The organism is Dactylosporangium sp. NPDC000555 (assembly GCF_040300025.1).
In the GTDB taxonomy this organism is placed as follows: Bacteria; Actinomycetota; Actinomycetes; order Mycobacteriales; family Micromonosporaceae; genus Dactylosporangium.
This window is the reverse complement of the sequence record NZ_JBEPDB010000001.1, coordinates 103665-130003: the sequence shown is the minus strand read 5'-3', so window position 1 is coordinate 130003 and position 26339 is coordinate 103665. Positions and strand designations below refer to the sequence as shown.

At 70.3% G+C, this 26339-nt stretch carries 25 protein-coding genes, 3 tRNA genes, 1 other RNA gene and 1 pseudogene; 13 read left to right on the top strand and 17 right to left on the bottom strand.

All coding sequences use genetic code 11. From position 1 onward, the window contains the following. Nucleotides 1–38: 38 nt before the first annotated feature. The 3 genes from leuA (at nucleotide 39) to ABT297_RS43105 (ending at nucleotide 2992) form a co-directional block, all read left to right on the top strand. On the top strand, nucleotides 39–1745 hold the full coding sequence (gene leuA / locus ABT297_RS00655) for a 2-isopropylmalate synthase (protein ID WP_350543034.1): 1707 nt from the start codon (nucleotides 39–41) through the stop codon (nucleotides 1743–1745). A gap of 82 nt (nucleotides 1746–1827) precedes the next feature. Continuing rightward, nucleotides 1828–2535 carry an HNH endonuclease family protein gene (locus ABT297_RS00650; protein WP_350543032.1) on the top strand — a complete coding sequence of 236 codons (708 nt, stop codon included), beginning with the start codon at nucleotides 1828–1830 and terminating at the stop codon, nucleotides 2533–2535. 217 nt (nucleotides 2536–2752) lie between these two features. Beyond that, nucleotides 2753–2992 (top strand): hypothetical protein, encoded by a 240-nt coding sequence (locus tag ABT297_RS43105; protein ID WP_502885464.1) that lies wholly within the window; start codon nucleotides 2753–2755, stop codon nucleotides 2990–2992. Here the strand turns inward: ABT297_RS43105 and recR are convergent. The 4 genes from recR to ffs all read right to left on the bottom strand — a co-directional run bounded on the left by recR (nucleotide 2989) and on the right by ffs (nucleotide 7392). Further along, nucleotides 2989–3582 (bottom strand): recombination mediator RecR, encoded by a 594-nt coding sequence (gene recR, locus ABT297_RS00640; protein WP_350543028.1) that lies wholly within the window; start codon nucleotides 3580–3582, stop codon nucleotides 2989–2991. The two genes, ABT297_RS43105 and recR, sit on opposite strands and share 4 nt — an antisense overlap. Before the next feature lie 12 nt (nucleotides 3583–3594). Further along, on the bottom strand, nucleotides 3595–3915 hold the full coding sequence (locus tag ABT297_RS00635; protein ID WP_350543556.1) for a YbaB/EbfC family nucleoid-associated protein: 321 nt from the start codon (nucleotides 3913–3915) through the stop codon (nucleotides 3595–3597). Nucleotides 3916–4186: 271 nt separating this feature from the next. Further along, the gene (locus ABT297_RS00630) at nucleotides 4187–7207 is read right to left on the bottom strand and encodes a DNA polymerase III subunit gamma and tau (RefSeq protein ID WP_350543026.1); all 3021 of its coding nucleotides are present in this window, start codon (nucleotides 7205–7207) and stop codon (nucleotides 4187–4189) included. Nucleotides 7208–7298: 91 nt separating this feature from the next. Beyond that, nucleotides 7299–7392: signal recognition particle sRNA small type (gene ffs / locus ABT297_RS00625), an RNA gene on the bottom strand. Between the two features lie 53 nt (nucleotides 7393–7445). Here ffs and ABT297_RS00620 point away from each other — a divergent pair. The 5 genes from ABT297_RS00620 to ABT297_RS00600 all read left to right on the top strand — a co-directional run bounded on the left by ABT297_RS00620 (nucleotide 7446) and on the right by ABT297_RS00600 (nucleotide 10501). After that, nucleotides 7446–7530 (top strand) — tRNA-Ser (locus ABT297_RS00620). A gap of 704 nt (nucleotides 7531–8234) precedes the next feature. Further along, complete coding sequence (locus tag ABT297_RS00615; protein WP_350543024.1) at nucleotides 8235–8507, top strand: hypothetical protein; 273 nt, start codon at nucleotides 8235–8237, stop codon at nucleotides 8505–8507. 259 nt (nucleotides 8508–8766) lie between these two features. Then, entirely contained in the window at nucleotides 8767–9051 is a 285-nt protein-coding gene (locus ABT297_RS00610) for a hypothetical protein (RefSeq protein WP_350543022.1), read from the top strand. 271 nt (nucleotides 9052–9322) lie between these two features. Then, nucleotides 9323–10234 (top strand): helix-turn-helix domain-containing protein, encoded by a 912-nt coding sequence (locus ABT297_RS00605; RefSeq protein ID WP_350543020.1) that lies wholly within the window; start codon nucleotides 9323–9325, stop codon nucleotides 10232–10234. A 63-nt stretch (nucleotides 10235–10297) separates the two neighbouring features. After that, on the top strand, nucleotides 10298–10501 hold the full coding sequence (locus ABT297_RS00600; protein ID WP_350543018.1) for a DUF397 domain-containing protein: 204 nt from the start codon (nucleotides 10298–10300) through the stop codon (nucleotides 10499–10501). Nucleotides 10502–10577: 76 nt separating this feature from the next. On the opposite strand, the gene ABT297_RS00595 is transcribed toward ABT297_RS00600, so the two are convergent. From ABT297_RS00595 to ABT297_RS00575, 5 genes are all read right to left on the bottom strand, one after another. Then, on the bottom strand, nucleotides 10578–10781 hold the full coding sequence (locus ABT297_RS00595) for a DUF397 domain-containing protein (RefSeq protein ID WP_350543016.1): 204 nt from the start codon (nucleotides 10779–10781) through the stop codon (nucleotides 10578–10580). A gap of 171 nt (nucleotides 10782–10952) precedes the next feature. Then, nucleotides 10953–11426 carry a DUF6232 family protein gene (locus ABT297_RS00590; RefSeq protein WP_350543014.1) on the bottom strand — a complete coding sequence of 158 codons (474 nt, stop codon included), beginning with the start codon at nucleotides 11424–11426 and terminating at the stop codon, nucleotides 10953–10955. A 719-nt stretch (nucleotides 11427–12145) separates the two neighbouring features. Continuing rightward, nucleotides 12146–12275, bottom strand: a tRNA-OTHER gene (locus tag ABT297_RS00585). A gap of 90 nt (nucleotides 12276–12365) precedes the next feature. Continuing rightward, a complete protein-coding gene (locus ABT297_RS00580; RefSeq protein WP_350543012.1) occupies nucleotides 12366–13901 on the bottom strand; it encodes an ATP-binding protein in 1536 nt (511 codons plus the stop codon). A 287-nt stretch (nucleotides 13902–14188) separates the two neighbouring features. Continuing rightward, a tRNA-Ser gene (locus ABT297_RS00575) sits at nucleotides 14189–14275 on the bottom strand. A gap of 68 nt (nucleotides 14276–14343) precedes the next feature. Between ABT297_RS00575 and deoD the strand changes: the two genes are divergently transcribed. Next, nucleotides 14344–15051 (top strand): purine-nucleoside phosphorylase, encoded by a 708-nt coding sequence (gene deoD / locus ABT297_RS00570; RefSeq protein ID WP_350543010.1) that lies wholly within the window; start codon nucleotides 14344–14346, stop codon nucleotides 15049–15051. Nucleotides 15052–15444: 393 nt separating this feature from the next. On the opposite strand, the gene ABT297_RS00560 is transcribed toward deoD, so the two are convergent. The 4 genes from ABT297_RS00560 to ABT297_RS00545 form a co-directional block, all read right to left on the bottom strand. Next, nucleotides 15445–15879, bottom strand: a complete 435-nt coding sequence (locus ABT297_RS00560) for a nucleoside deaminase (protein ID WP_350543554.1) — start codon at nucleotides 15877–15879, stop codon at nucleotides 15445–15447. A 29-nt stretch (nucleotides 15880–15908) separates the two neighbouring features. Next, the gene (locus ABT297_RS00555; protein ID WP_350543008.1) at nucleotides 15909–16430 is read right to left on the bottom strand and encodes a tRNA adenosine deaminase-associated protein; all 522 of its coding nucleotides are present in this window, start codon (nucleotides 16428–16430) and stop codon (nucleotides 15909–15911) included. 80 nt (nucleotides 16431–16510) lie between these two features. Beyond that, nucleotides 16511–16678, bottom strand: a complete 168-nt coding sequence (locus ABT297_RS00550) for a hypothetical protein (protein ID WP_350543006.1) — start codon at nucleotides 16676–16678, stop codon at nucleotides 16511–16513. Nucleotides 16679–16787: 109 nt separating this feature from the next. Beyond that, complete coding sequence (locus ABT297_RS00545; RefSeq protein WP_350543004.1) at nucleotides 16788–17378, bottom strand: hypothetical protein; 591 nt, start codon at nucleotides 17376–17378, stop codon at nucleotides 16788–16790. Between the two features lie 287 nt (nucleotides 17379–17665). On the opposite strand from ABT297_RS00545, the gene ABT297_RS00540 reads away from it, so the two are divergent. Continuing rightward, complete coding sequence (locus tag ABT297_RS00540; protein ID WP_350543002.1) at nucleotides 17666–18670, top strand: prephenate dehydrogenase/arogenate dehydrogenase family protein; 1005 nt, start codon at nucleotides 17666–17668, stop codon at nucleotides 18668–18670. Here the strand turns inward: ABT297_RS00540 and mtnA are convergent. Next, nucleotides 18596–19615, bottom strand: coding sequence for an S-methyl-5-thioribose-1-phosphate isomerase (gene mtnA / locus ABT297_RS00535; RefSeq protein WP_350543000.1), 1020 nt, complete (start codon nucleotides 19613–19615; stop codon nucleotides 18596–18598). The genes ABT297_RS00540 and mtnA overlap by 75 nt on opposite strands. A gap of 80 nt (nucleotides 19616–19695) precedes the next feature. Here mtnA and ABT297_RS00530 point away from each other — a divergent pair, with 80 nt between their 5' ends. Together ABT297_RS00530 and ABT297_RS00525 are read left to right on the top strand one after the other, a co-directional pair. Then, nucleotides 19696–20133, top strand: a complete 438-nt coding sequence (locus ABT297_RS00530) for a hypothetical protein (protein ID WP_350542998.1) — start codon at nucleotides 19696–19698, stop codon at nucleotides 20131–20133. A gap of 34 nt (nucleotides 20134–20167) precedes the next feature. Beyond that, complete coding sequence (locus tag ABT297_RS00525; protein WP_350542996.1) at nucleotides 20168–21211, top strand: PHP domain-containing protein; 1044 nt, start codon at nucleotides 20168–20170, stop codon at nucleotides 21209–21211. A 72-nt stretch (nucleotides 21212–21283) separates the two neighbouring features. Here the strand turns inward: ABT297_RS00525 and ABT297_RS00520 are convergent. Beyond that, nucleotides 21284–22021: pseudogene (locus ABT297_RS00520) on the bottom strand (DMT family transporter); the annotation flags it as partial. Between the two features lie 210 nt (nucleotides 22022–22231). Between ABT297_RS00520 and ABT297_RS00515 the strand changes: the two are divergent. Further along, on the top strand, nucleotides 22232–23902 hold the full coding sequence (locus ABT297_RS00515; protein WP_350542994.1) for a DUF885 domain-containing protein: 1671 nt from the start codon (nucleotides 22232–22234) through the stop codon (nucleotides 23900–23902). A 46-nt stretch (nucleotides 23903–23948) separates the two neighbouring features. Here ABT297_RS00515 and ABT297_RS00510 read toward each other — a convergent pair whose 3' ends face one another. Beyond that, entirely contained in the window at nucleotides 23949–25457 is a 1509-nt protein-coding gene (locus tag ABT297_RS00510; RefSeq protein WP_350542992.1) for a DUF6114 domain-containing protein, read from the bottom strand. A 71-nt stretch (nucleotides 25458–25528) separates the two neighbouring features. After that, entirely contained in the window at nucleotides 25529–26173 is a 645-nt protein-coding gene (locus tag ABT297_RS00505; protein WP_350542990.1) for a DUF6230 family protein, read from the bottom strand. Nucleotides 26174–26339: the final 166 nt, after the last annotated feature.

Below are 26339 nucleotides of genomic sequence, written 5' to 3'. Positions count from 1 at the left end.
TTCCGCGCACAGCGCGATAACCCAGGAGCAGGCAGAGCATGTCCGAAATCGCACGCCAGTCCACCAGCCGCATGCCCATTCATCGGTACCGGCCCTTCTCCGAACAGTTCCCAGTCCCGCTGACCGACCGGCAATGGCCCGGTAACGAGATCACGGTCGCACCCCGCTGGTGCGCGGTGGACCTGCGCGACGGCAACCAGGCGCTCATCGACCCGATGTCGGTCGAGCGCAAGCGGCGAATGTTCAACCTGCTGGTACGCATGGGCTACAAGGAGATCGAGGTCGGCTTCCCGGCCGCCTCGCAGACCGACTTCGACTTCGTGCGCACGCTGATCGAGCAGGACCTGATCCCCGAGGACGTCACGATCCAGGTGCTGACGCAGTGCCGGGACAACCTGATCGAGCGCACGTTCCAGTCGCTGGTCGGCGCCCGCCGGGCCATCGTGCACTTTTACAACTCGACCTCGACGCTGCAGCGCCGCGTGGTGTTTGGCCTGGACCGGGCCGGGATCACCGACATCGCCACGACCGGCGCGCGGCTGTGCCAGAAGTACGCCGAGGCGGTCACGCCCGACACCGAGATCTTCTACGAGTACTCCCCCGAGTCCTACACCGGCACCGAGCTGGACTACGCGCTGGAGGTGTGCACCGCGGTCATCGAGGTGCTGCAGCCCACGCCGGACCGCCCGCTGATCGTCAACCTGCCGGCGACGGTGGAGATGGCCACCCCCAACGTCTACGCGGACTCGATCGAGTGGATGTCGCGCAACCTGCCGCGCCGCGATTCGGTCGTACTGTCGCTGCACCCGCACAACGACCGCGGCACCGCGGTCGCCGCGGCCGAACTGGGCATGATGGCCGGCGCCGACCGCGTCGAGGGCTGCCTGTTCGGCAATGGCGAGCGGACCGGCAACGTCGACCTGGTCACCCTGGGGCTGAACCTGTTCTCGCAGGGCATCGACCCGCAGATCGACTTCTCGGACATCGACGAGATCAAGCGCACCGTCGAGTACTGCAACCAGCTGCCCGTTCACGAGCGCCACCCCTACGCGGGCGACCTGGTGTACACCGCCTTCTCCGGGTCGCACCAGGACGCGATCAAGAAGGGTTTCGACGCCCTCAACCGCGACGCGGCGGCGGCCGGCGTGGACGTCGACCAGTTCACGTGGGGCGTGCCGTACCTGCCGGTCGACCCGAAGGACCTGGGCCGCTCCTACGAGGCCGTCATCCGGGTCAACTCGCAGTCGGGCAAGGGCGGCGTCGCGTACGTCATGAAGTCCGAGCACCACCTCGACCTGCCCCGCCGGCTGCAGATCGAGTTCTCCGGCGTCGTGCAGCGGCACACCGACGACGAGGGCGGCGAGGTCAGCCCGCAACAGATGTGGGACATCTTCTCCGGCGAGTACTTCAACGACCGGCGGTTCGCGCTCGCCGGGTATGAGGCCGCGACCGTTGACGGCAAGGTCACGCTGACCGCGGACATCACCGCCGACGGCGCCGCCCGGACCGTGAGCGCCACCGGCAACGGCCCCATCGACGCGTTCGTGCGCGCCCTGGGCGATGTCGGCGTCGACGTGCGAGTGCTGGACTACGCCGAGCACGCGCTGACCTCCGGCGAGGGTGCGCAAGCCGCGGCGTACGTCGAGTGCTCCGTCGACGGCACCACGTACTGGGGCGTCGGCGTCGATGCGAACATCGTCACCGCGTCCCTGCGCGCCGTGCTGAGCGCCGTGAACCGCGGATAGTCGGACATGAGACGCGCCCGTGACGATCAACACGGGCGCGTCTTCCGAGCGCCGCGGGCACTGATGCCGCAGAGTATGGGGCGTGCGCCCCCTCTCCAACGGCAAAGCCGTCCTCACCGCCCTCGCGCTCGCCACGGTGCTCACCGGCGCCGGCAGTTGCGACGTCTCCTCCACCACTGGCGATGCCCAGGCCACGTCGGGCCCGACCGCCACCAGTAGCGGCAGCAGCGCCAGCGCCAGCACCGGCAGCGGCACCAGCAGCGGGAACGGCACCGCGGAGCTGGACACGCTGACCGTCGCGACGGCCGGACCGATGACCGGCTACAGCCGCCAGAAGTTCACGCACTGGACCGGCCAGGGCAGCGGCTGCGACACGCGCGACGTCGTCCTCAAGCGCGACGGCAAGGACGTCAAGGCCACCGACAACTGCAAGATCACCGCAGGCTCGTGGCACAGCCCGTACGACGACAAGGACTTCACCGAAGCGCAGGCCCTCGACATCGACCACATGGTGCCACTCGCGGCGGCCTGGCGCTCGGGCGCGGCGCAGTGGACCGACGAGCGGCGCAAGGAATTCGCGAACGATCTGACCCGGCCGCAACTGTTCGCGGTTAGTGCGGCGTCCAACCGGGCAAAGGGCGACCAGGACCCGTCGACGTGGAAGCCGCCGAGCCAGACCTACTGGTGCACGTATGCGCAGAGCTGGGTCACGGTGAAGGCCTACTACAAGCTGACCGTCACGCAGGCCGAGAAGGCCGCACTCGCCGACATGCTCGCGACCTGCAAGTAAAAACCAACTTCTACGAATCGGAGGGACCGGAATGGCAGAGACGACGGAACCCGCGGACACTCCCGCCGCTCCGGAACCCACGGCGACTTCCGCCGTTCCGGAGCCCACGGAGACTCCCGTTGCGCCGGAACCCACGGAGACACCCGCTGCTCCGGAACCCACAGAGACTCCTGTTGTTTCGGAACCCACGGCGACTCCCGTTGCGCCGGAACCCTTGGTGACGGACATCATGGCCGGCCCGGGCGGCGTGATGACCGACGACGTCGGGGTGATCACCGGCGAGCTGACGCTGCGCTCGGAGATCGCCCCCGACGGGTCCTTCGTCGTCTGGGTGCAGTACAAGGAAGCCGATGAGTGGTACACCGTGACCGGCGCCGTGGGCACCCTGCAGGACCCCGCGGACCTGGCCGCCGTCCACTCCGTCGTCGTCGGGATCCTCAACCGCCCCGAGGGTTAGACGGCTCGCCTTCCCTCGAACGCGCGGCCCAGGGTGATCTCGTCGGCGTACTCGAGGTCGCCGCCGACCGGGAGCCCGCTGGCCAGCCGGGTGACGTTGAGCCCCATCGGCTTGACCAGCAGCGCCAGGTAGGTCGCGGTGGCCTCCCCCTCGGTGTTGGGATCGGTCGCCAGGATCAGCTCCTTGCAGGTGCCGTCCGCGAGCCGGCTCATGAGCTCCCGGATGCGCAGGCTGTCCGGGCCGATCCCCTCGAGCGGGTTGATGGCCCCGCCGAGCACGTGATACCTCCCCCGGAACTCGCCCGTGCGCTCGATCGCCACGACGTCCTTGGGCTCTTCGACCACGCAGAAGACCTCGTCGTTGCGCCGCGGGTCGCGACAGATCCGGCACAGCTCGGCCTCGGCCACGTTGAAGCAGCGCGTGCAGAACCGCACGAGCTCCTTGACCCGCTGCAGCGCCTGGGCGAGCCGCTTGACGTCCATGGGGTCGGCCGACAGAACGTGGAACGCGATGCGCTGCGCGCTCTTCGGCCCGACCCCCGGCAGCCGGCCGAGCTCGTCGATGAGGTCCTGGATGGCGCCTTCGTACACGCCGGACGCCCGCTAGAAACCGGGCAGCCCGAGCCCGCCGCCCAGGCCCCCGAGCCCAGCGGTCAGCGGGCCCATCTTCTCCTCGGTGAGGTCGCGCGCCGCCTGGGCCGCGTTGTGCACCGCTGCGACGATCAGGTCCTCGAGCGTCTCCACGTCCTCCGGGTCGATCGCCTTGGGATCGATCTTGATGGAAACGACCTCGCCGGTCCCCTTCACGGTCGCGGTAACCAGCCCACCACCGGCCGTGCCGGTGAGCTCGGCCTCGGCGAGCTCCGCCTGCGCGGCGACCATCTGCTGCTGCATCTTCTGCGCCTGCTTCATCATCTGCTGCAGGTTGGGCTGTCCACCGGGCCGCACAGGCCGCTCCTTAGCGTGTCATCAACGTTGCTTCACGTTGCGGGCGTTGCACCATAGGTTTCGGACCAGCTTAGGCCCTGCCCCGCCGGGCGGCCGCGCTCAGCCTCCACGCCACCCCCGCCACCCCTCGCGGACCTGGCCGATCCCGCCCTCACCCACGGGCGCTCCTACGGCCTCCTACCGCGGCTTCACGGCCCAGCGGCGACGGGCTTCCCGGCGCGGCCGGGGGAAGCGAATCGGCCGGGCCTCAGCCGCTCGTGGTTTCGCCGATCTTTTCGGCGCCGAGGGCCTCGATCAGCAGCCGCAGCGCCGCCTCCTCGCTCGTCTCCCGGACGTCGGTCGCGTCGTCGAGCAACTCGTCGCCCGGGTCAAGTCCGGGGAAGCGCGGATCGGCCAGCGCCGAGTCGTATTCGGGGTCGAACGGCGGCTCTTCCGCCCCCGTGCCCTCCCAGGCCGACTCGATCGAACCGGCCGCTGCCGCTGCGGGGGCCGCCGCCGCACGGGTCGCGGAGGTCGCGCCTGGGCCGCCGACTCGGCGCCCGCCGTTCGCTGCCGCCGCGGCCGCCCGGCTGGCCGCCTCACGAGCCTTCTCCAGCGCGCTGGAACCACCCTGCCGCGGCCGTCCTGGCGGCCCGCCGCGAGTCGCGGTTGCCGTGCCGCCCCCGCCGCCCGTGGTCGAGCCGTGAGCCGTGGCCGTCATGCTGGCCGTCGCCGAGCCGTGGGCCGCCACAGGGTCGGCCGCCGGCGCCGCCGAGCCGAACCCGCCCTGATTGCCAGTCGCCGCCGCCGCACGGGCACTCGACGCCGACGTGGCCGTCCCCGTCGCCATGGCGCCACCGCTCGCGGCAGCGCTCCCGGTGCCGCCGGCCGCAGAACCGTTGAACGCGGAACCGCCGGTCGCGGAACCGTTCAGGGTGGAACCGTTGAACGCGGGGCCGTTGGGCGGGGCAGCATTAGGGCCGCCACCACCGGACCCGGCCGCGATCGAAGCGCTTCCGGCCATCGCATCCGCCGCGGCCATCGCTGTGGCCATCGATCCCGCGGTCTGGGCTGGAGATGCGGTCTGGGCTGGAGATGCCGAACCGCCGTCTGCCAGTGCGGCTGTGCCGCCGGGCGTGGCCGGTGTCGGCCAGTCCTCGGCCGCGCTCGCCCCGCCGGCCTGGGCCGCGGCACCGCCGGGAATCGCGGGCGCCGGCCAGTCTTCGTCCTGCACGACCGCCGTAGCCGAGGCGAACCCCGACGCTGCGGACCCGCCGCCAGACCGTCCCGAGCCGCCACCGACGGCCGCGCCGTGCTGGGACCCGACCTGCTGTGGAGCGCCCTGCTGCGGCCGGCCCTGCTGAGGGCTGCTGTGCTGCGGGGCGCCGCCCTGGTGCGGCCCGGAAGCGGCCTGGGCCGGGCCCGACGGCGGCGGGCTCGGCGCGGGCGGGCCGGACGGCTGCGGGGTGGGCTTCGGCGGCGTGGGTCGGTTGCCGCTGCCGCCCGGCTGGCCGCCGACCTCGCAGCGCACCTGCCAGCGGCCGCCGAGGAGCTCCTGCAGCGCGCTGAGCAGGACGTCGGGCGAGGCATTGAGCATGTCGGCGTGCGTCGAGTATTTGAACCCAAGCACCAGCGTGGTGCCCTCGACGTCCTGGACCATGGCCTCGCGGATGATCGCGCCGGTCTTCTTGCTCTTGTCGTTGACCAGCGCCAGCAGGTCCGGCCAGACGCGACGGATCGCGTCGGCGTCGAGTCCGCCGCCGGTCCCGACCGGCGCGGGCGGGGCCGACGCAGGGGCCGGTGCTGCGGGAACCGGTGCTGCGGGAACCGGTGCTGCGGGGGCCGGCTGCGGAGGAGGCGGCGGCGCTCCAGGTGCCGGGGCAGGCGCGGAGGGCGCCGCGTCGGACCAGGCGCTCGGGGCCTCGGGTGGGCTCACGACCGACGTCGGCGAGCCGCCCCCACGAGGATCGCGAATGTAGTCCAGCCCCCGGTTGCCGCCGTCGACCGCACCGCGAACCGGCGGGGCATCGGCCGCGGCGGGAGCCGCCTCCACCGGGGCCGCGGCGGGTGCCACAGGCGAGGGTGGAGCCGGGGCTGGGGCCGGGGCAGCCGCGGCGGGCACGCCGCCGGCGAGCAGGCGGCGCTCCATGCGCTCCAGGCGCTGCAGCAACGCCGTGCTCGAGTCGTCGGCGCCCGGCAGCAGCATGCGGGCGGTGATCAGCTCCAGCAGCAGCCGCGGGGCGGTCGTGCCGCGCATCTCGGTGAGGCCGTTGTGCACGATGTCCGCGTATCGCGACAGCGTCGCCTGGCCCAGCTGCGTGGCCTGGGCGGCCATCCGCTCGAGCTGGTCGTGCGGGGCGTCCAGCAGGCCCTTGGCGACGGCGTCGGGCACCTGCTGCAGCACGATCAGGTCGCGCAGTCGCTCGAGCAGGTCGGAGGCGAACCGGCGCGGGTCGTGGCCGGCCTCGACGACCCGGTCGATGACGCCGAAGGCGCCGCGCCCGTCGTCGGCGGCCAGCGCCTCGCACATCTCGTCGATGAGGGCCACGTCGGTGACGCCGAGCAGGGCCACCGCCCGGGCGTAGGTGACACCTTCCTCACCGGCGCCGGCGATCAGCTGGTCGAGGACCGAGAGGGTGTCCCGGGCGGAGCCGGCCCCGGCGCGGACGACCAGTGGAAAGATGGCGGGCTCGACCTTGACCCCCTCGGCGGCCGTCAGCTGCTCCAGGTATGGCCGCAGCACGCCCGGCGGGATCAGCCGGAACGGGTAGTGGTGGGTCCGGGACTTGATCGTCCCCAGCACCTTCTCCGGCTCGGTCGTGGCGAAGACGAACTTGACGTATTCCGGCGGCTCCTCGACGAGCTTGAGCAGCGCGTTGAACCCGGCCGACGAGACCATGTGGGCCTCATCGATCACGTAGACCTTGAACCGGCTCGACACCGGGGCGAAGAACGCCCGCTCGCGCAGTTCGCGGGCGTCGTCCACGCCGCCGTGGCTGGCCGCGTCGATCTCGATGACGTCGATCGAGCCGGCGCCGTCGGGCGCCAGGTCGCGGCAGGACTGGCACTCGCCGCACGGCTCAGGGGTGGGCCCCCGCTCGCAGTTGAGCGACCGGGCCAGGATGCGGGCGCTGCTGGTCTTGCCGCAGCCGCGCGGGCCGGAGAAGAGGTAGGCATGGTTGAGCCGCCCGGAGCGCAGCGCCTGCGACAGGGGCTCCGTGACGTGTTCCTGCCCGATCACCTCGGCGAACGTGCGAGGCCGATACTTGCGGTAGAGCGCGAGCGCCACCAGCGGTCCTCCGTTCGACTAGAGCCGGGACCACCGTACTCCGGACCACCGACAATTTCGGGCGGGCGTCGGGCGGGTCGGGCATGGATGCACGAAGGCCACCCGTGCACCCGACAGAGCTCACTTATCCTTGCTGCCTTCCGGCCCTGGGGAGGTTCATGAGGTGTCGCCGCACGAGTGGCTTGGGACCACAATACCCGGTGCACGAACCTCGCGAGCAATGGGTATCCTGTCGCACGGAGGATTCGCCTAGAGGCCTAGGGCGCACGCTTGGAAAGCGTGTTGGGATAAAACCCTCACGAGTTCGAATCTCGTATCCTCCGCACCGCCTGACCAGGCAGAACATCGGCCCGGCCCGGCCCGGCCCCGCCACGGGAGCCGGGCCGATGTCGTCGGTGGTCTCAGCTTTAATCCCAGCCGGGCCACTCGGGCGCGTACCGGAGCCCCGGCCGGGCTGTCGTCGCCGTACTTCGGCCGCGGCTTCTGCTTCCTCCTCCGCCGACCCTTGGGCTTCTCCTTGGCCCCGGCGTCGCCCAGAGCAGCCCGCCGGCGCGCTTGGCGTCGTCGCGACGGATCGGGGTCCTGAGGTGCTGATATCTCTTGGCCGTGGCGGTTGTGGCCCGACCCATGACCCCATGGCCGCACGCTCGGTCACGCCGAGCAGAAGCAGAACGGTCGCGGCGGTGTGACGAGCATCATGCAGCCGGACGTCGCGAAGCCCAGCCACCCTTTGCCGTGCGCCGCGGTGCGCGATGATGCCGCTCGTGGAGACGCCTCGCGACAACCGATGGACGATCATGCCGTGGATAGTGGTTTCGGTGGCTGTCGCGTTGGCTATGGCGTGCTGCATCGGCGGCTGCGTTCTGCTCCTGATTGCCCCCGACCAGATGGCCGCGTTCAGTCCCTTCAACTGGCGGTAGCGGGCTACCGTAACCTAGCCATCTGCGATATGGCAGGTTGACGCCTGTTCGAGCGTGCCGCCGCATGGGACCATCTCTATACCGACACGCTGTTTGAGGGGGCGGCGATGTTCTATCGGAGCACGGACATCCTGATCACCAGCACCCACGTGGCCGTCCTGCAACCCGACCCGGTTCGGTTCGATCTCGAGGGTATCCAGGCGCCGTACATCGTCCGGCACGGCCGAGGGGCCGACTTCCGGGCGGGGCACGAGATCCGCGCGCGCTACGAGGCCGCGGACGTCCGCATCTTCTACACCACCAACAGGGCCACGTTCGGCGCCGTACGCAGGGCACTCATCCGCGCCCTCGAACAGCGCGCCAACCCGCTGCCGATCTGAAGAAGACCGCTGCCAGCAAGGAGCAGTCTGCAATATCGCAGCTTGTCATCTAGCGTCTGGTCATGCGGCCATGCGATCATCGGATGTAGCAGGCCACGAGGGGGCGAGTGGCGGATACGCAACAGCGCCCGGCGGCAACCGGGCGCTGTTCTCGTTGCGGCCGCCACTCCGGCTACGCGGAGGGGTGACATCGATACCCGAAGTATTGCCTACCGCATTGCCGACCCCGCTCGCAAGACCGAGGGGAAGGGAGATGCGCATGTTCTACCGAAGTCCCGAAGTAGTCGTGACCGCCGACCACTTCGTGATCCTCCGGCCCGCCCGCGTGGAGTTCCGGATCGACTTCCTGAAGGGTGTGTATGTCCTGGAGCACCCACGGACCGGCCGCACCCGGGCCGCACAGGAGATCCGCGCGCAGTACGGGACCCACGACGTGCGCCTCTTCCACAGCACCAACCCGACGACGTTCGGCCAGGTCCGCCGCGCCCTGATCCGCGCGCTTGAGCGGCGCGACCAGGATCGCCGCTACGCGACCTCAGGCTGAGCGCATCCGCCGAATCGTTACTTACCGTTCAGTAGGTAACAATCCGAAGAATCTGCCACATCACGGGACAGTCATATCGTTAATGGGCACCTACACTGGCTCCCGGCCCGACCGGACCACCCGATCAGCCGGAGTACCCCCCATCAGGAGGGGAACCCGACCCATGGCGTTTCAAGGATGTCTGCAGCCTGCGCGTCTACCGGCGAGTAGGGTGAAATACAAACAGCGATGCGGCAAGTAGCCATAGGTCCAACGAGGGACAGACGACGTCATGAGTTCGGGTGACACGCCCGCCGTCGCACGCCGGAAAGTCCGGCTGGCGATCAAGGACGCCCGCAACACCAAGGGAGATACGCAGACCCAGGTGGCCGAGGCCATGGAGTGGTCGCTCTCCAAGGTGATGCGCATCGAGTCCGGCGAGGTCACCATCTCGCAAAACGACCTGCGCCCGCTGCTGGCCTACCTTGGCATCAGAGACCGCAAGGTGGTCGAGGAACTCATCCAGGCCGCCAAGGCGTCGAAACAGCGACGGCAATGGTGGGACGACAAGCGTTATCAGGGACGTCTTACCTCGGCGATGCGCCAGCTGATCGGCTTCGAGGCCGAGGCGTCCGTCATCCGGAGCTTCGCGCCGCAGGTGATTCCAGGATGGTTACAGGGCGAGGCATACGCACTGGCCGTCTCGCAGGGGTTCACTGAAGAGCTCAGAGACGATGAGATCGCGACGCGTGCCGCCATTCGCGTCGAGCGCCGCAAGGCGCTGTGGGGACGCGATCCGCGTCCGAAGCTGTACGCGCTGTTCGACGAATCGGTGCTGCTGCGCGGGTACGGCGGACCTCAGGCCCTTCGCGAGTCGCTTGCCGACATCAGCGCGGCCATAGCGGAAGGCCGCCTCACGGTTCGTATTCACCCACTGGAGCTACCGTATCCGCCGTTCGGTCAGTACGACCTGATGTACCTGTCGAACGAAGAGAACAATCACGCCGTGTTGTACCGGGAGAGCGGAACCCTCGACGAAATCGTCGACGATCCGGCGCGAATCGCGCGCCATCGCGACGCCTGGGATCGCATGTGGGAGAGCTCGATCGGCGAGGAGGATTCGGCACGAAGGATAGCCGCGGCCGCGAAAGACCCCGCCGCCGGCGCGGATACTCGGTTTGCCGACAAAGGATCTTCGGACTGACGCCGAAGACCACTGGAGGCCGACCATACTGGGCTGCCTCCCTGTCAGGAAAAAGGGTGTTCAATGCACGAGACGGTCATGCCGCCCAGCTGGCGCAAGAGCAGCTACTGCGGCAACACGACCTGCGTGGAGGTCGCGAACCTCGCGTCGGACAGCATTCTTGTCCGCGACGCGAAGGATCCGGGCGGTTCCGTGCTGTCGTTCGAACGCGACACCTGGGGGGCGTTTGTCGCCGGCATCAAGGACGGCGCTTTCGACCCTCACTAAGTCGCCACGCCGGGTCAGACGCGTCGGCATGCCACAAGCCCACGACCGCTCGCGCATCGCACCCGGCCCGCAGCGTTCAACTCGGTGGAAGCAGCGTTTCCGTGCGTAGCCCCGCAAGGAACGCGCGCCAATCCGCCGTGCCGAACCTCAGACGCACGCCGTCCGGATCATCCGAATCACGAACCAGGATGCCGTCGGCGCCGCAGGCGACCTCCAGACAAGAAGTGGTGCCGCAGGCGGAAGACTTGCGCCAGACGAGTGCCTCGCTACTCTCGGCCATCGGGTCGTCCTCCTTCAAACCCTAGGACGTGAGCCTTCAGCATACGAAGGGCCGCGTCATACCTCACGTGAGTATGCAAAGTTGGCCCATGAATGCACATTCGCGGCAAACCGGTCAACTGGCATCGCCCGCGGGGCTCCCGGCCCCGCGGGCTCTGCTCTTCGTGGCACGTCAGAGCAGGGAGTTCAGCCTCCCATAGGCCTCGGCGTAGCCGGCGCGGTCGAGGCGCTCCACGCTCGCGGCGCTGGCCGCGAACGCGCGCATCAGGCCGCGGCGGACCCGCATGGCGGATATGGTGTTGGTCGATGCGAACAGCGTGACCCCGGCTCCCGCGTAACGCGCGCGCAGGAACCAGACGGCCGGGGCGAGGACGCGCATCGCGCGCCCGGTGAGCGGCGGAACGAACAGCACCGCGGCGATGATGACGTATCGACCGGTGCCCTCGACGAGGGTCAGCGCGGCCACCGCCCCCACGGTGGCCAGCGCGCCGGCGGCGAGCAGGACGATCCGCGCGGGGCGGACGTCGTGCTCGAGGCGCAGATCCTCCAGCCCCTCCAGGTCGTACACCTGGGGGTCGGGTTTCCAGACGGCGTAGACGTCGTCGGTGATGACGATGTCGTGATCCTGATAGAAGACGGTCGGCATAAGTTTCCCCCCTTAGCCTCGCCATCAGTATGAGTCGGCCGCGTCACAGATCGCCAGACCACGAGGTGCCATATCGCAAGTTGCTAACACCCATCGGCCGTGCGACTGCCGCGACGCGCGCGTTCCCCTGGTGACGCACCTTAGCGTCGTGGAGGGTGAGCGATAGACGCAAATGGAAATTCCGGCCGGAAGATTCCCGCGACCGGCCAGCACCGCGGTGCGAGCACGCACGCCTCGCCTCGCCTCGCCTCACGGAATCCTGAACGCCGGACGCCCGGCCGCCCTCCAGTGTCCGTGGGCGGTCCGCACCGTCCGCGAGCTGGGCTCGCGAGGTGGCACGGACGGCGGAGAACGCCGGTGGACGCGAACGACTGAGACGACGGCGGCTGTTCGGCCTCTGGTCAGCGTTGCGCGGCGTAGTTCCACTTAACTGGGATATAAATTGCAAGTATGCGTAGTGAAGCGCCGAGCCTGCTGCCGCTCTTCCGTTCGCAGCACCAAGGGAGGCGCACATCGAGGCTCGATCGATTGTCGATGCTGACGGCAAGCTCATGTCGCATCTGAGCTTCTTCTGACACGGCAGGGCGGTGCCTGGATGGACCGCCGAGCAGCGGCCACCCTGGTGTGAGCCGCCAGCGCGCATCGCGGCGACGCAACTGAGACGAGAAAGCCAAACGCCCGGCTGCCTCCAAAGAAGGTGCCGGGCGCTTCTGCTGGCCTGGAGCGGTGGCGCGGGGATTCGAACCCCGGGAGGAGTTACCCCCTCACACGCTTTCGAGGTCTGCCCATCAGCGTCCGGGAGCGGTCCCCGCCGTCCGTGACCAGGTGCGGCGAGGTGACATGGACCGCCTGGGCCGCCGGTGGACGCTGGCAAATGAGACGACAACTGAGACGACCTCGATGGGTTGAAGGTTGGCTCTCGCGGCGGAGCGCGCGACCTCAGGCTTCCGGAATTTGCGGTACCCGCCTATAGCGAGCGGTCCGCGATCGTGGCTGGCCGGTCATCTCCACCAGACCCCGTTCCCGAAGCGCCTTCAAGGCGCGAAATACCTGGTGCGGCTTCAGGCCGGTGCGCTCCTCGATCTCGCTTCGAGACGAACCTTCGGCGGAGAGCCCGGCCATCACTCGAGCCGAGTTCCGAGTCAGGTCGTCATCCGTCGTCACCGGCTCGTCAGTCTGTTCCGTCTGAAGCGGATCATTCGACGGAAGGCGATACGTTGTCGTGCCCCGCGTTCCCTCCTGTTCGATCAGGCCCCGCTCGACAAGGTCCCGTAGCTCGCGAGTGACCGTTCGGCTGTCCTGAACGCCGGTGGACGCTCGATAGGCGCTGTTCGTCATCACGACACCGTTTCGCATCATCACCAGGGCGCTCATTTGCGACCGCGACAGCGGCCGGTTGTCGAGAGACTGCAACCATTCGAGCGCTTCCTGGTCGAGCAGTGTGTGGTTCGGGAACTCTGCGGTGAACGATGAGACCGAGTCGGTGAAATGCGGTGGCTCCATGCCGGCCTCGGTGAGTGCGATCCGGATCCGGGTGATTCCGCTCCCGCGGTTCTCGCACACCATGTGACCGTCGAAGTACGGCGTGTCCTCCAGGATCTTGAGCAGGGCCTTGTTCCGTGATGACGTGACGCCGGTAATGCCCAGCACACCGACGTCGACCGGCCCGTAGAGCCCGCCGGGGTTACGGATCACGAGCCGATCGGGGTACATCTCGACCTGGACCTGCATGCCGCGTGCGAAGTCGGAGTAGTCGCGGTGGACCAGCGCGTTGACCAGCGCCTCGCGCAGGACCTCCTCGGGATACTCCCACTCGTCGATGCGGAAGATGCCCGAGATGATGCTGCGCCGCTTCATGTTGCGCTTCAGGATGCGCACGCACTCGTTCACGATGAACGGGATCGAGCCGTCCACCGACCGGTTCTCGGTGAACCGTTCACCGGCGGGGCCCAGCACGCCGGGTTCGCTGGTGGGATAGGCGACGAAGGTGAGGTTGAGCTGTGGCTCGAAGGTCTGCGGATAGACGCCGAACGCCAGCAAGCCGGCCAGCGTCGGCACGGACCTGCCGTCGTGAACGGTCAAGACGTTGAGCATGGTCAGAGCGCGCTCGTCGTCGACCTTTCGGAAGATCTCACCCCTGGTCTCGCGAATCCGGTGAAGAAATCGACCGAGTGCCTCCTGGTCCAGGTCCGCGATGCTGGCGTCTGACATCGCCCGGACGTCGTGCTTCTGCTCGGTACGGTTCGCGAGCAGCACAGCGACCTCGTAGTCGGTCAGCCGCCGGTCCCCATCACCGACCCGGATCCGTGACCCGGCCCAGGGTCCGAGGCTTCGCTTGTGGCACGGGCGCTGATCGCGTGGTGTTGGTGGCACGTAGCAGGCGACAACGTTCTTGCCATCGATGGCGACCGTAAAGATCTCCGCCCGGACAACCGGCTCCATCTCGGAGCACACCGCGCCGATCTGGCTCTCCATCGCCCCGGCGTCGGTGACACCGACCGGGCCTGTGCAACAGGCTGTAGTACAGAGCTGTGTTTTGTACTACAGCATGACACGGTCGGTGTAGTACAGCACATTGTGTGTAGTACAGCGAGGGGCGACCGAAGTGCAGGAGAGGATCGTCGACTGGTCGCCCTGGATACTCCGTGTGGCCGCCAACGGTGCACAGAGCACCCTGCCACAACTGAGACGAAATGAGACTGGAATGCCGAACGCCCGGTCGTCTCCGTTAGGAGATGCCGGGCGTTCGTGCTGGCCGAGTGCGGTGGCGCGGGGATTCGAACCCCGGGAAGGCTTGCACCTTCACACGCTTTCGAGGCGTGCTCCTTAGGCCACTCGGACACGCCACCGCCGAAGAGGTTACCTGACGCCCCGGCCCCATCCGCGAGGGGGCTCGCCGTTTGGCAGGATCACGGGTATGAGCACGCACATCGGCGCCGAGCCGGGTCAGATTGCCGAGCGGGTCCTGCTTCCTGGAGACCCCCTGCGGGCGAAGTGGATCGCCGAGACGTACCTCAAGGATGCCCGCTGCTACTCCACCGTGCGCAACATGCTCGGGTTCACGGGCACCTTCGACGGCGTCGAGGTCTCCGTGCAGGGGTCAGGCATGGGGATGCCCTCCGCCAGCATCTACGCGCACGAGCTGATCAACGACTACGGCGTCAAGACGCTGATCCGGGTCGGCAGCTGCGGGGCGATCCAGGACTCGCTCAAGCTGCGGGACGTGGTGGCGGCCATCGGGTCGAGCACCGACTCGAACATGAACCGGGCGCGGTTCGACGGGCTCATCGACTACGCGCCGGTCGCGGACTTCGGGCTGCTGCGCACCGCCGTCGACGTGGCCGCGGAGAAGGGGATCGCGATGCGGGTCGGGCCGATCCTGGCCGCCGACGCGTTCTACACGGACCGGCCCGACCTGTACGACAGGCTCGCCGACTACGGGGTGCTCGCGGTGGAGATGGAGTCCGCCGCGCTGTACACGATCGCGGCACGGTTCGGGGCGCGGGCGCTGACGCTGCTGACGGTCAGCGACCACATCAAGACCGGCGAGCGCACGACCGCGCAGGAGCGGGAGCAGACGTTCGGCCAGATGGTCGAGGTCGCGCTCCAGACGATCATCGCTTAGTCACCGCAGGCCATCGCCGAACACGCTACGCGAACCGCACAGACCCGAAATAAGGCATAAATCCGAAATGTCGCTCGCTTGCGGGCGACATTTCGCGATTGCGCACCGCTCGTGACAGAGCCGATCATGACGCCAGGGCCGTCGTCGGGGACAGGCTGGCGGCTCGCATCGCCGGGTAGAGGCCCGCCACCGCGCCGATCAGCATGGTCGCTCCCAGGCCGCCCGCGAGCGCCCATGGTGGGAGGACCGCGGGCCAGTGGGGTACCAGATCCCGTGAAGCATCTGCGCATCCGATCTGCGCTCCGCGCACGGCGGGACGGCCGAGGTGGAGCCGCGCGAGGATGGCGGCCTGCGCGTCACGGTGACCCTGCCCACGCAAAGCTGACGACCGCCCTACTCGCGGTGGCCGGCGAAGAAGGCGCGCAGCAGGGCCGAGGACTCGTCCTGCAGGACCCCGCCGATCACCTCGGGCCGGTGGGTGAGCCGCCGGTCGCGCAGCACGTCCCACAGCGACCCGGCGGCGCCCGTCTTCGGCTCCCAGGCCCCGAAGACGACCGTGCCGATCCGGGCCAGCACGAGCGCACCGGCGCACATGGTGCACGGCTCCACGGTGACGACGAGGGCGCACTCCTCGAGCCGCCAGCCGTCCCGCTCACGGCGCCCGGCGGCGCGGCGCAGGGCCACCATCTCGGCGTGCGCGGTCGGGTCGCCGGTCAGCTCGCGCTCGTTGTGGGCGGCCGCGAGCTCCGACCCGTCGGGCCCGAGGATGACCGCCCCGATGGGCACGTCCGGCCCGGCGCAGGCGGCGACCTCGAGCGCGCGGCGCATCGCCGGCTCCCACCGGCGTCTCGCCGCGCTCACGCCTCGCGCAGTTCCTCGATCTCGTCGCCGGCCCCGATGGCCTGGCAGATCTCGGCCGTGAGGTCGGCCGGCAGCATCCCCTCCTGGGCGCACAGCTCGAGCAGCTGCCCGCCGGACAGACCCAGGTCGGCCAGCAGCTCCGGATCGCCGACCGGCTCGACCTCGGGCTCGGCCGACGGCCGCTCCTCCTCGTCCTCCTCGTCGGGCGACTCCTCGGCGACCTCGGCGACGTCGGGGAGCTGCTCCTCGACGTCGCCCAGGAGGATCGCGCCGAGGCGCGACTCCTCGGCGAACACCGAGTCGGAGCCGAAGACGCGCAGATCCTCGCCGTCGTCGAGGCGCAGAATCACCAGGTACGCGTCGTCGGACTCGACGAACAGCAGCGAGACGGACGCCTCCGGATCGGCGTCGCGCAGGCGATCGGTGATCTCTTCGATGTCGGCGACGCCACTGAGGTCCAGCTCGGCAGCGGCCCAGCTCTTGGCGTCGCGCGTGACAGCGGCAGCGAAGTGCGACACGGTCCCCCCGGTCGGTGCTCGTCGGTACGCGTGAACACTATTCGAGCGGGTTGTCGCTCGGCACCAAAGGGCCCCGGAGTTCAGTCGGCGAGTCGTCGCCGGTTGGCGATCAGCTCACGCAGGCGGTCGGCGCGCAGCCGACGCGGGTGGAGCCGCTCGCGGAACGCTTTGGCGTCCGCCAACTCGACCAGCAGCGCGAGCCGCCGGCGACGCCGCTCGGGGTCGAGCCGCTGCAGCCTCAAAGCCATGTCGCTGAGAGTGATCCTCGCCCGAATCCACGTCAAGAGTACGAGCCGAACTCCGAGAAACCACTACTCAGCGTGTCCGGTCGATGCCCGAAGGCTTCACCCGGAACGGTCACCACAACAGCCAGTCGCCCCCGGCGAGCTGATACGCCACCACAACTCCGGCGATCGTCACCGCCACCCCGCTGGAGGCCGCCACGCCGACGGCCACACCGCGGTCGCCGAAACGGGCGAGGACCGCGGCCGCGGCCCAGGCGAGAATCCCGGCGACGAGGGTGATCCAGACATACCCCCGGGCGGACCCCAGCATCAGCAGGCCGAACAGCAGCATCCAGCCGGCCCCGGCGGCAGCCCCGGCGGAGACCATCTGTGCCCGGACCGGCAGCGGCTCGCGATACATCGGCCGAGGCTGGCTGACCTTGAACACCGGCGGACGCACGGCGCCCTGCCAGGCCCCATACGCGGCGGCGGGCGTCGGCGGCCGGGCAGCGCTCAGCCGCGGCGGCGGCCCGACGACCGGCGGCCCCATGGCACCCGGCCACGGGGTCGGCCCCACGGTCGCCTGTGGTGCGGTCGCCTGTGGTGCGGGGGTCATCGGCGGGAAGGCCGTCGCCCGAGGGAACGCCGTCGCCTGCGGGCGGCCGGGGGCGGGCGCGGGAGCCGGACCGCCCGGTTCCTTCCACTGCGACTCGCTCACTGCCACACCAGCAGCTTAGCCCGGCGCTCAACCGAAGACCGCGAGCCGCTTCCGGCTCGCCCCGCCGACCGTCGTGAACTCACCGCCAGCCGTCACCTGATGCGACGCCACGCCGGCGGCCGGCTTCACCCGGGGCTCCGAGCCGTCGGTGCACACGCCATAAAAAGGATAAGTCTCATGAAAGTACGGTAACTAGATGTAATCTCGCAAATGGCCGACCACGGGTCGGCATAAGTCGTTCGTCGGGCGTCCCGAGCCGAACGGGTGGTCGGGGGATGTGCGACAGTTCCGCAGTGCGTGATGCGACGTTGAACGTGGCGGTGATCGGGCTCGGGCTGATCGGTGGATCGGTCCTACGGGCGCTCGCGCTGCACGGCCACCGCGTGAGCGGCTACGACGCCGACCCGGCGACCAGGGCAACCGCGCGCACCGCGGCCGCGCAGGCCCCGGCCAACGCGCGCTGGCACGTGACCGCATCGATCAGCGACGCGGTGCGCGACGCCGAGCTCACGGTCGTCGCGGTGCCCCTACCGGCCGTCGGCGCGGTCTTCGACGAACTGGCGTCGCTCGGCTACGTCGGCGTCGTCACCGACGTCACCTCGGTCAAGGGTCCCGTCCGCGACCTCGCCGCCGACCGGCTGCGCACCGGCGGGCAGGCGCTGGCCACGTTCGTCGGCGGCCACCCGATGGCCGGCCGCGAGACGTCCGGCTTCACCGCCGCCGACCCGCGGCTGTTCACCGACTGCGCCTGGGTGCTGTGCCTGAGCGAGGACGGCGCCGGCATCCGCGACTGGGTCGAGCTGGCCGCGCTCATCACCGGCCTCGGCGCCCGGGTCGTGCCGGCCACCGCCGACGAGCACGACGCCGCCGTCGCCGCCATCTCGCACGTGCCGCACCTCGTCGCGGCCGCGGTCGCCGCGCTGATCTCCAACGACCCGCTGGCCGGCACGCTCGGCGCCGGCTCGTTCCGCGACGGCACCCGGGTCGCCGCCGCCCGCCCGCAGCTCACCGCCGCCATGTGCGGCGGCAACGCGCCGGCGGTCGGACGGGCCCTGGACACGGTGCTCGCCGACCTCAACGCGGCGCGCGCGGCGCTCGACGGCGCCGACCCGATCGGCGCGCTCGCCGCGTGGCTGACGCCCGGGCACAACGCGCGGCTGGCCTGGCCGCCGCAGCCGGGCGAGTCCGCCGACCTGCCGGCGCGCGTCGACGTGCTGCTCCGCCTAGGCCGGGTCGGCGGCTGGATCGAGTCGGTCTCCGCCGACCGCCGGACCGTCCGCGCCGTCCGCCCGGCCTGAGAACACACGCTCGTCCGTCACCACCGCGGTGACCAGCCCGGCCGGGGTCACGTCGAAGGCCGGGTTCACCGCCGGTGTGCCCGCGGGTGCCGCCGCCCCGACCACCTCGGCCGCGCCGCGGTCCTCGATCTCGACGTCGGCACCGGACGCCGTCGAGAGGTCGACCGTGGACTCCGGCGCCACGCAGATGAACGGGATGCCCGCCGCACGCGCGCCGAGCGCGTGCGCATACGTGCCGATCTTGTTCACCACATCGCCGTTGGCGCAGATCCGGTCCGCGCCGAGGATCACCGCGTCCACCTCCCCGCGGGCCATCAGGTAGGGGCCGGCCGAGTCGACGGCCAGCCGGTGCGGGACACCGGCCCGGGCGAGCTCCCACGTGGTCAGGCGGGCGCCCTGCAGCAGCGGGCGGGTCTCGCTGGCGATGACGCCGCCGAGGGCGCCCCGGCGGTACAACTCGAAGACCACCGCCAGCGCGGTGCCGTCCACGACGGTGGCCAGCCCGCCGGTATTGCAGTGGGTCAGCAGCCGCACGCCCGGTCCGCACAGGCGCTGGACCAGATCGGCACCGCGCAAAGCCATCTCCGCGGAACTCGCGATCTCCTCGTCCCTGATGAGCAACGCCTCCCGCAGCACGGCGTCGAAGGACGGCAACAGCGCCGCCGCGCGTCCCGCTCCGCGGGCCAGGTTGACCGCCGTCGGCCTCGCCGTTCGCAGCAGGTGTACCGCACGGGCCCGCGCCTCAGCGCCGGAATGCTGACTGGCGGCGAGCGCCACCCCGAGCGCGCCCGCCACCCCGAGCGCCGGCGCACCACGCACGGCGAGCCGCCGGATCGCGTGGACGAGCTCCTCCACCGTCTCCAGCCGCAGGTACACGGTCTCGGCGGGCAGCCGCGTCTGATCCACGACGACCACGGCCCCGTCAATCCAGTCAATGGTGCGCATCCATGCTCCGTTCACCCCGCCCGGTCCCGCTTTCACGAAAGCGCCAACGCCGAACGTTGACGCGCGTACATTCGGTTTTCATGAGCTCCGTGCTGGTGCTCGCGGCGGTCCCGATCGTGCTGGCCGCGGGGCTGCTCGCGTTGATGAAGGTGCCGACGAACATCCAGCTGACCGTCACCGAGACCGCGCTCGTCATCGAGCCGCAGGGCCTGGACAGCTGGTGGACGTGGCGGGACCGGATCGAGGTGCCGGTGGCCGCGGTCGCCTCGATCCGCATCGGGCCGCGCACGGAGGCCCCGCCGCTGCCGCATCGGCGGGGCGGACTGAACATCGACGGCATCATCACCGCGGGCCCGCACGGCAATACCTTCTGGGACGTACGCCGCGGCGACCAGCTCCTCATCATCAAGTGCCTACCGGGGGCGGAGTTCGAAACGCTGGTGCTGCAGTTCGCAAACCCGTTCGCCACGCTGACCCGCACGCGAACGGTACTCGCCCACCAGCCCCAGCGCGCCTGACCCGTCCCCGTGCACCTCGGATAGCGTGGGGCGCATGCCGTCAGCGCGTGACCCGCTCGCCGATCTGCGTCGCATCGCGTACCTGCTGGAGCGGGCCCACGAGAAGACCTACCGCGTGCGAGCCTTCCGCGGCGCCGCGGCCAAGCTGGCCAAGCTCCCCGAGGGCGAGCTCGCCGCGCGGGCCAAGGCCGGGACGCTCACCGAGCTGGCCGGGGTCGGGGATGTCACGGCGCGGTGCGTGGCGGAGTCGCTGGCCGGGGAGGAGCCGGTCTACCTGCGCCGGCTCGAGGCGACTGCCGGGCAGGACCTCGACGAGGCCACGGCAGCCCTGCTCCGGTCGCTGCGCGGCGACTGCCACACCCATTCCGACTGGTCCGACGGCGGGTCGCCGATCGACGAGATGGCCATGGCCGCGGCGCAGCTCGGGCACGAGTACCTCGTGCTGACCGACCACTCGCCCCGGCTCACGGTGGCGCGGGGGCTGTCCGCGGAGCGGCTCGAGGAGCAGCTCGACGTGGTGGCCGGGATCAACGCCGGGTTCGCGGGACTGGGCATGGAGTTTCGGATCCTGACCGGCATCGAGGTCGACATCCTCGCCGACGGGTCGCTCGACCAGACCGACGAGCTGCTGGGGCGGCTCGACGTCGTGGTCGGCTCGGTGCACAGCAACCTCAAGGACGAGCCCGAGGTCATGACCCGGCGGATGGTCACCGCGCTGGCCAACCCGCACCTGGACATCCTCGGGCACTGCACCGGGCGGCTGATCACCGGCGGGCGGGGCACGCGGGCGGAGAGCCGCTTCGACCCGGCGGCGGTGTTCGGGGCGGCGGTCGAGCACGACAAGGCGATCGAGATCAACTCCCGGCCCGAGCGGCTCGACCCGCCGAAGCGGCTGCTACGGGTGGCGCTGGAGGCCGGCTGCCGCTTCGCCATCGACACCGACGCCCACGCGCCCGGCCAGCTCGACTGGCTGCCCAACGGGTGCTCCCGCGCCGTCGCCTGCGGCGTCCCCGTCGAGCGGATCGTCAACACCCTGCCCGCCAAGGACCTCCTGGCGTGGGCGGCGTCGCACGAATAGGCCCTGCGAGATGCCCACGCCGGTCAGCACGATGAGGCCGCCGACGGGCTGGTGCCAGGTGAGGTACTCGCCGAGGAAGACGACGCCGGCGATCGCGGCCACGAACGGCGGGAAGTACGTGACCATCGAACCTGTCGTGACGCCCGCGATCTGCACCACGTGGTAGTTCAGCGCGAACGCGATCCCGGTGCCGAACACGCCGAGCGCAAGCACGCCGAGCCACACCCGCGGCGAGAGGTCCAGCGGCGACGGCGGCAGGCCGGCGACGAGCGGCGCCGCGATGACGAGGTGCAGCGTCGACATGATGAGCTGGCCGGCGGAGAGCTGGAACGGCGCGATGTCGAAATGCTGCATCAGCCAGCGGGTGTAGTTGAAGGCGATGCCGTAGCAGGTGACCGCGCCGAGCAGCATCAGCTGGCCGGCCAGGGAGCTGCCGCCGATGCCGTTCCAGACGCCGAGGACGACGAGCACGCCGAGAAACCCGGCCAGCAGGCCGGCGATCTGCCGTCGGCTCGGCCGCTGCGAGCGGACCGCGACGAGGGTGACCACGAGCGTGGTCAGCGGGGCGGTGCCGTTCCAGATGTTGGCCAGCACCGAGGGCACGCGCTGCTCGGCGTAGCCGAACAGGGTGAACGGTACCGTCGAGGCGAAGAGCGAGAAGAGGAACAGGTGCCCCCAGAGCCGGGCGCCGCGGGGCAGCGGCAGCCGGCGCATCGCGAGCAGGATCAGCAGCGTGACGGCGCCCAGGGCGATGCGGTAGAGCGCGATGTACACCGGCGCCAGCCCCGCCAGTGCGTCCTTGATGAACATGAAGCTGGTGCCCCAGATGAGGGCGACGGCGACGAACGCCGGCAGCCAGCGTTTGACGTCAGGGGCGGGACTCGACATGGGCCTTACTCTGCACCGGCTGGGGTGGCGCTGTCGCGCGCGTTTCGGACCTTGCACGCAGGTCAAGCCACCCGCCGGGAATTGGCCTGCCGGTGTACCACGATGATCGGCTCGGTGCCGTAGGGTCGGCCCGTGGGTTCTATCGATGACATCGCCAACAGGTATGTCGAGCAGTGGGCGCCCCTCGACCCGATCGGGGCGACCTTCGTCGGCGTGGCCGGCCACGACGACCGTCTGACCGACCTCTCCCCCGACGGTTTCGCCGCACTCGCCGACCTCGATCGGCGCACGCTCGCCGCGCTCGGCGCCGAGACGCCGGCGACCGAGACCGAGCGGGTCGCCAAGGAGGCCATGCAGGAGCGGCTCGGGCTGGCCCTCGAGCGCTACGAGGCCGGCGATCTCACCAGCGACGTCAACGTGATCTCCAGCCCGCTGCACGGGGTGCGGAGCTCGTTCGACCTCATGCCGACCGCCGGCGAGGAGGCTGTCGCCGACATCCTCGCCCGGCTCGCCGCGGTGCCGGCGGCGCTCGCCCAGTGGCGGCAGACCCTGCTGCACGAGGCGCAGCGCGGCCACGTCGCGCCGGCCAGGCAGATCGTCGAGGTGGCCAAGCAGTGCGAGGTCTGGGCCGACCCCGAGGGCGACAACTTCTACCCCGACCTGGCCACCCGCATCGGCGCGGACAACCCGGCGCTCGCCGCCGACCTGGCCCGCAGCGCCGAGGCCGCGCGTGCCGCGACCGTTGAGACGGGCGCGTTCCTGCGCCGCGAGCTGGCGCCGCTGGGCCGGCCGAAGGAGGCCGCCGGGCGCGAGCGCTACCAGCTCGCCTCGCGCTATTTCCTGGGCGCCACTGTCGACCTCGACGAGGCCTACGCCTGGGGCTTCGACGAGCTGGCCCGGCTCGAGTCGGAGATGCGCACGGTCGCGGACAAGCTCGTGCCCGGCGGGACCGTCGACGAGGCGGTCGCCGCGCTTGACGCCGACCCCGCCCGCACGATCCACGGCAAGGAGGCGTTCCGCGACTGGATGCAGGAGCTCGCCGACGCCACCGTGCGGGAGCTCAACGGCCGGCACTTCGACATCCCGGAGCAGGTGCGGCCGATCGAGTGCATGCTCGCCCCGACGTCGGACGGCGGGATCTACTACACCGGCCCGAGCGAGGACTTCACCCGCCCGGGCCGCATGTGGTGGGCGGTGCCCCAGGGCGTCGACAGCTTCTCGACCTGGCGCGAGGTCACCACGGTCTATCACGAGGGCGTCCCCGGCCACCACCTGCAGATCGCGCAGACGTATGTCCGGGCCGAGCTGCTCAACCGCTGGCGCCGGGTGCTCGCGTGGTCGTCCGGCCACGGCGAGGGCTGGGCGCTCTACGCCGAGCGCCTGATGGACGAGCTGGGCTATCTGTCCGACCCCGGCGACAAGCTCGGCATGCTCGACGGGCAGGCGTTCCGGGCCACCCGGGTCATCGTCGACATCGGCATGCACCTGGAGCTGGAGATCCCGCGGGACAACCCGTTCGGTTTCGCGCCCGGCGAGCGCTGGACGCCCGAGCTGGGCTGGGAGTTCCTGCGGGCGCACTGCCGGGTCGAGGAGAAGACCCTGCGATTCGAGCTCAACCGATACCTCGGCTGGCCCGGCCAGGCGCCGTCGTACAAGCTCGGCGAGCGCGCCTGGCTCGCGGCCCGCGCCGACGCCCAGGCCCGCAAGGGCTCGGCGTTCGACCTCAAGGCCTTCCACCGCGACGCGCTCAACCTCGGCTCCCTCGGCCTCGACCCGCTGCGCGCCGCGCTCGCCCGGCTCTGATCGCGCCGGTCGAGTCCGGGCACGGGATGTGCCCGGACTCGACCGGTCAGGCGGCGTAGGCGATGTTCATACCGGGCGCGGTCAGGATGTTCGACCGCACGTACACCAGCTCGATCGTGCACGCCGTGTAGGACCTGGGCAGCGGGATCGGCGGCGGCGGGAACGAGGGGGTGAACGTGAGCGGCAGGCCGAGCACGCTCGCGGAGAAACTGGTGGTGTAGAACTTCACGTCGCCCTCGACGGTGAGCTTGCTGCTCTTCGTGACGAGCAGCTTCCCGGCGCCGGGGGTGTCGAGCTGAAACGGCGTGGAGACCGAGTTCCGCATGGTGAACGCGAGCACCTTCACCGTCGTGCCGTCCTTGTGCGGCAGCTCGGCGATGCCGTCGTAGGTCAGGCCGTCCATCGTCATCACGTCGGTCTTGAGGATCGACGGCTGTTTGGCGACGAACGGCTGCCCCGCCGCCGGCTGGGCCTCCTTGTTGTTCGGCGCCTTCTTGTTGTTCGGCGTCGGCGACGTGCTCGCGCAGGCCGCCGGCTTGGACGCCGCCGGCTTGGACGGAGTGGCGCTCGTCGCCGGTGGCGGGGCGCCGGTCGTGCTCGGGGCGGCCGCCGCGGACTGCGAGGCCTCCGCGGTGGCCTCCTTCTTGCTGCCGCCGCCGAACAGGTCGGTGATCCGGCCCAGGATCCCCCCGGATTTCTCCTCGGTCGGCGACGGCGACGGGCTCGCGCCCAGAGTCGGTGCCCCGGTGGCCGGAGCACCGGTCTCCGGGCCACCGATGGCCGGCGCGGTCGCGGTCTTCGCCGGCGCGGACGACGCGCACACGGCCGGCGCGGCGTAGGCCTCGCCGGTGTGGTTCGTGGCGCCCACGATCGACGCGGTCAGGACCGCCGTCATCAGCGTCGGGCCCAGGTGACGCCGCTTGGGCAGCTCACCCGGGCCTGCCGCTGGGGGGCGCTGGTCACCGGCGCTGCCCGCGCCGGTCCCTCCGTGCAGCGGGCTGAGCCGCGTCGTCGGTAGTTCGTCGGTGAGCATCCCCGAGCTGGGGCGCTCCGGGGGCATTGGCGGGTCGGGCCGCCCCACGGTCTCCTCGGCGAGGATGTCGTCGAGGTGGGTGTCCGCGTAGTACGTCTCGTCGGCCGGCCCCGGCGGCAGGTCCGCGTCGCCGTCGGTGGCCGAGGGGATCGCGGCATCAGGTGCCCAGGCGACGGCGAGGCCGCCGCCGGCGAGGCCCAGGACGGTGCCGAGGAAGAACCCGCCGAAGTTGAGGCCGATCAGCGAGTACAGCGCGGTGACCGTGCCGAGGATGCCGTAGAAGAGGCGCTGCTGGGGGGTGAACCAGCTCAGCGCCCCGCAGAGCAGCATCAGCAACGGCAGCACGTACGACAGGAAGCCCGTCGGTCCGAAGTGGACCTCCAGCGCGAGCTTCAGATTGCCGCTGATGAAGAGCTCCAGACCCGACAGGATCAGGAACAGTCCTCCCCAGAACGGCCGTTGTGCGCGCCACCCACCGAAAGTCGCACGGCTTCTCGCGTGCGCGGCGTGCGAGGTGGTCACTGCGTCCTCCAGATAGCGGTTCGCAACAAGGGGACCCGCGGATGGTCACCCGCGGGCCCCTGACGGTGCGGCTAGAAGCACTCCTCCGGGTTGCTGCCCGCGGAGAGGCCGAGGTCGAGGCCGGTCAGCTTGAACGTGCCCGCGGAGGTGGACCAGGCGACCTGCTTCAGGTTGTCGATGGTCACCGAGTCCGCCTGCTGGGCGAAGCTGCCCTGCAGACCCTTGGCGTTGGGGCCACCCTTGGTGAGGTCGGAGGCGTCGATGCCGATCTGGATGTTGTTGAACGTGGCGTCGCCCTTCAGCGACGACATGTCGATCAGCAGGTCGGTGGCCTCGGCGGGATTGTTCGCATCCTTGCCGGCGCGGATCACCATGGAGACCGGCAGGCCGGGCACCTTCACCGACTGGCAGAGGTTGTACAGCTTGGCGCGCGAGATTCCGGAGACGGCCACGAAGTGGTTCTTCGGGTCGGCCGGGTTCTGCGGGTTGCCGCCCTTCTCGGTGGCGAGGCCACCGTACTGGACGAACCCGGTGCCCTCGAGCTTGTCGGCGGACACCTTGAACTGGCTGCCGGACACGTTGAACGACGCGGCGATGGCGCCGGTCGCCTGACCGAAGACGATGGCACCTGCGATGAAGCCGGCCGGCGCGACGACGGTAGCGAAACGCTTCCATCTCGTGCGGCCCTTCACCACGCTGCCCTGAGCTACGGACACGTAGGGCTCCTCTTGTCGCGGGGTTTGGTGTGTTGCGGCGCTCCTGCCTTGCGGGCGCTCGCATCGCGCGGCGGACCGGCCTCCGGGGCTGCCGGGCGGATATTCCAAGGTGGTTCCGGAGGCCGGATCGGGGCGTGCGGACGATGTTGCCGGGTCCCTCACGTGG

Bases quoted from the DNA above. Each gene is read 5' to 3' on its own strand.
- ABT297_RS00580 (WP_350543012.1), bottom strand. From the start codon at position 13,901: ATGGAGAGCCAGATCGGCGCGGTGTGCTCCGAGATGGAGCCGGTTGTC.
- ABT297_RS00530 (WP_350542998.1), top strand. From the start codon at position 19,696: ATGAGCTCCGTGCTGGTGCTCGCGGCGGTCCCGATCGTGCTGGCCGCG.
- ABT297_RS00590 (WP_350543014.1), bottom strand. From the start codon at position 11,426: ATGCCGACCGTCTTCTATCAGGATCACGACATCGTCATCACCGACGAC.
- ABT297_RS00560 (WP_350543554.1), bottom strand. From the start codon at position 15,879: ATGCGCCGCGCGCTCGAGGTCGCCGCCTGCGCCGGGCCGGACGTGCCC.
- ABT297_RS00525 (WP_350542996.1), top strand. From the start codon at position 20,168: ATGCCGTCAGCGCGTGACCCGCTCGCCGATCTGCGTCGCATCGCGTAC.
- ABT297_RS00605 (WP_350543020.1), top strand. From the start codon at position 9,323: ATGAGTTCGGGTGACACGCCCGCCGTCGCACGCCGGAAAGTCCGGCTG.
- ABT297_RS00615 (WP_350543024.1), top strand. From the start codon at position 8,235: ATGTTCTATCGGAGCACGGACATCCTGATCACCAGCACCCACGTGGCC.
- ABT297_RS00610 (WP_350543022.1), top strand. From the start codon at position 8,767: ATGTTCTACCGAAGTCCCGAAGTAGTCGTGACCGCCGACCACTTCGTG.
- ABT297_RS00600 (WP_350543018.1), top strand. From the start codon at position 10,298: ATGCACGAGACGGTCATGCCGCCCAGCTGGCGCAAGAGCAGCTACTGC.
- mtnA (WP_350543000.1), bottom strand. From the start codon at position 19,615: ATGCGCACCATTGACTGGATTGACGGGGCCGTGGTCGTCGTGGATCAG.
- ABT297_RS00595 (WP_350543016.1), bottom strand. From the start codon at position 10,781: ATGGCCGAGAGTAGCGAGGCACTCGTCTGGCGCAAGTCTTCCGCCTGC.
- ABT297_RS00550 (WP_350543006.1), bottom strand. From the start codon at position 16,678: ATGGCTTTGAGGCTGCAGCGGCTCGACCCCGAGCGGCGTCGCCGGCGG.
- deoD (WP_350543010.1), top strand. From the start codon at position 14,344: ATGAGCACGCACATCGGCGCCGAGCCGGGTCAGATTGCCGAGCGGGTC.
- leuA (WP_350543034.1), top strand. From the start codon at position 39: ATGTCCGAAATCGCACGCCAGTCCACCAGCCGCATGCCCATTCATCGG.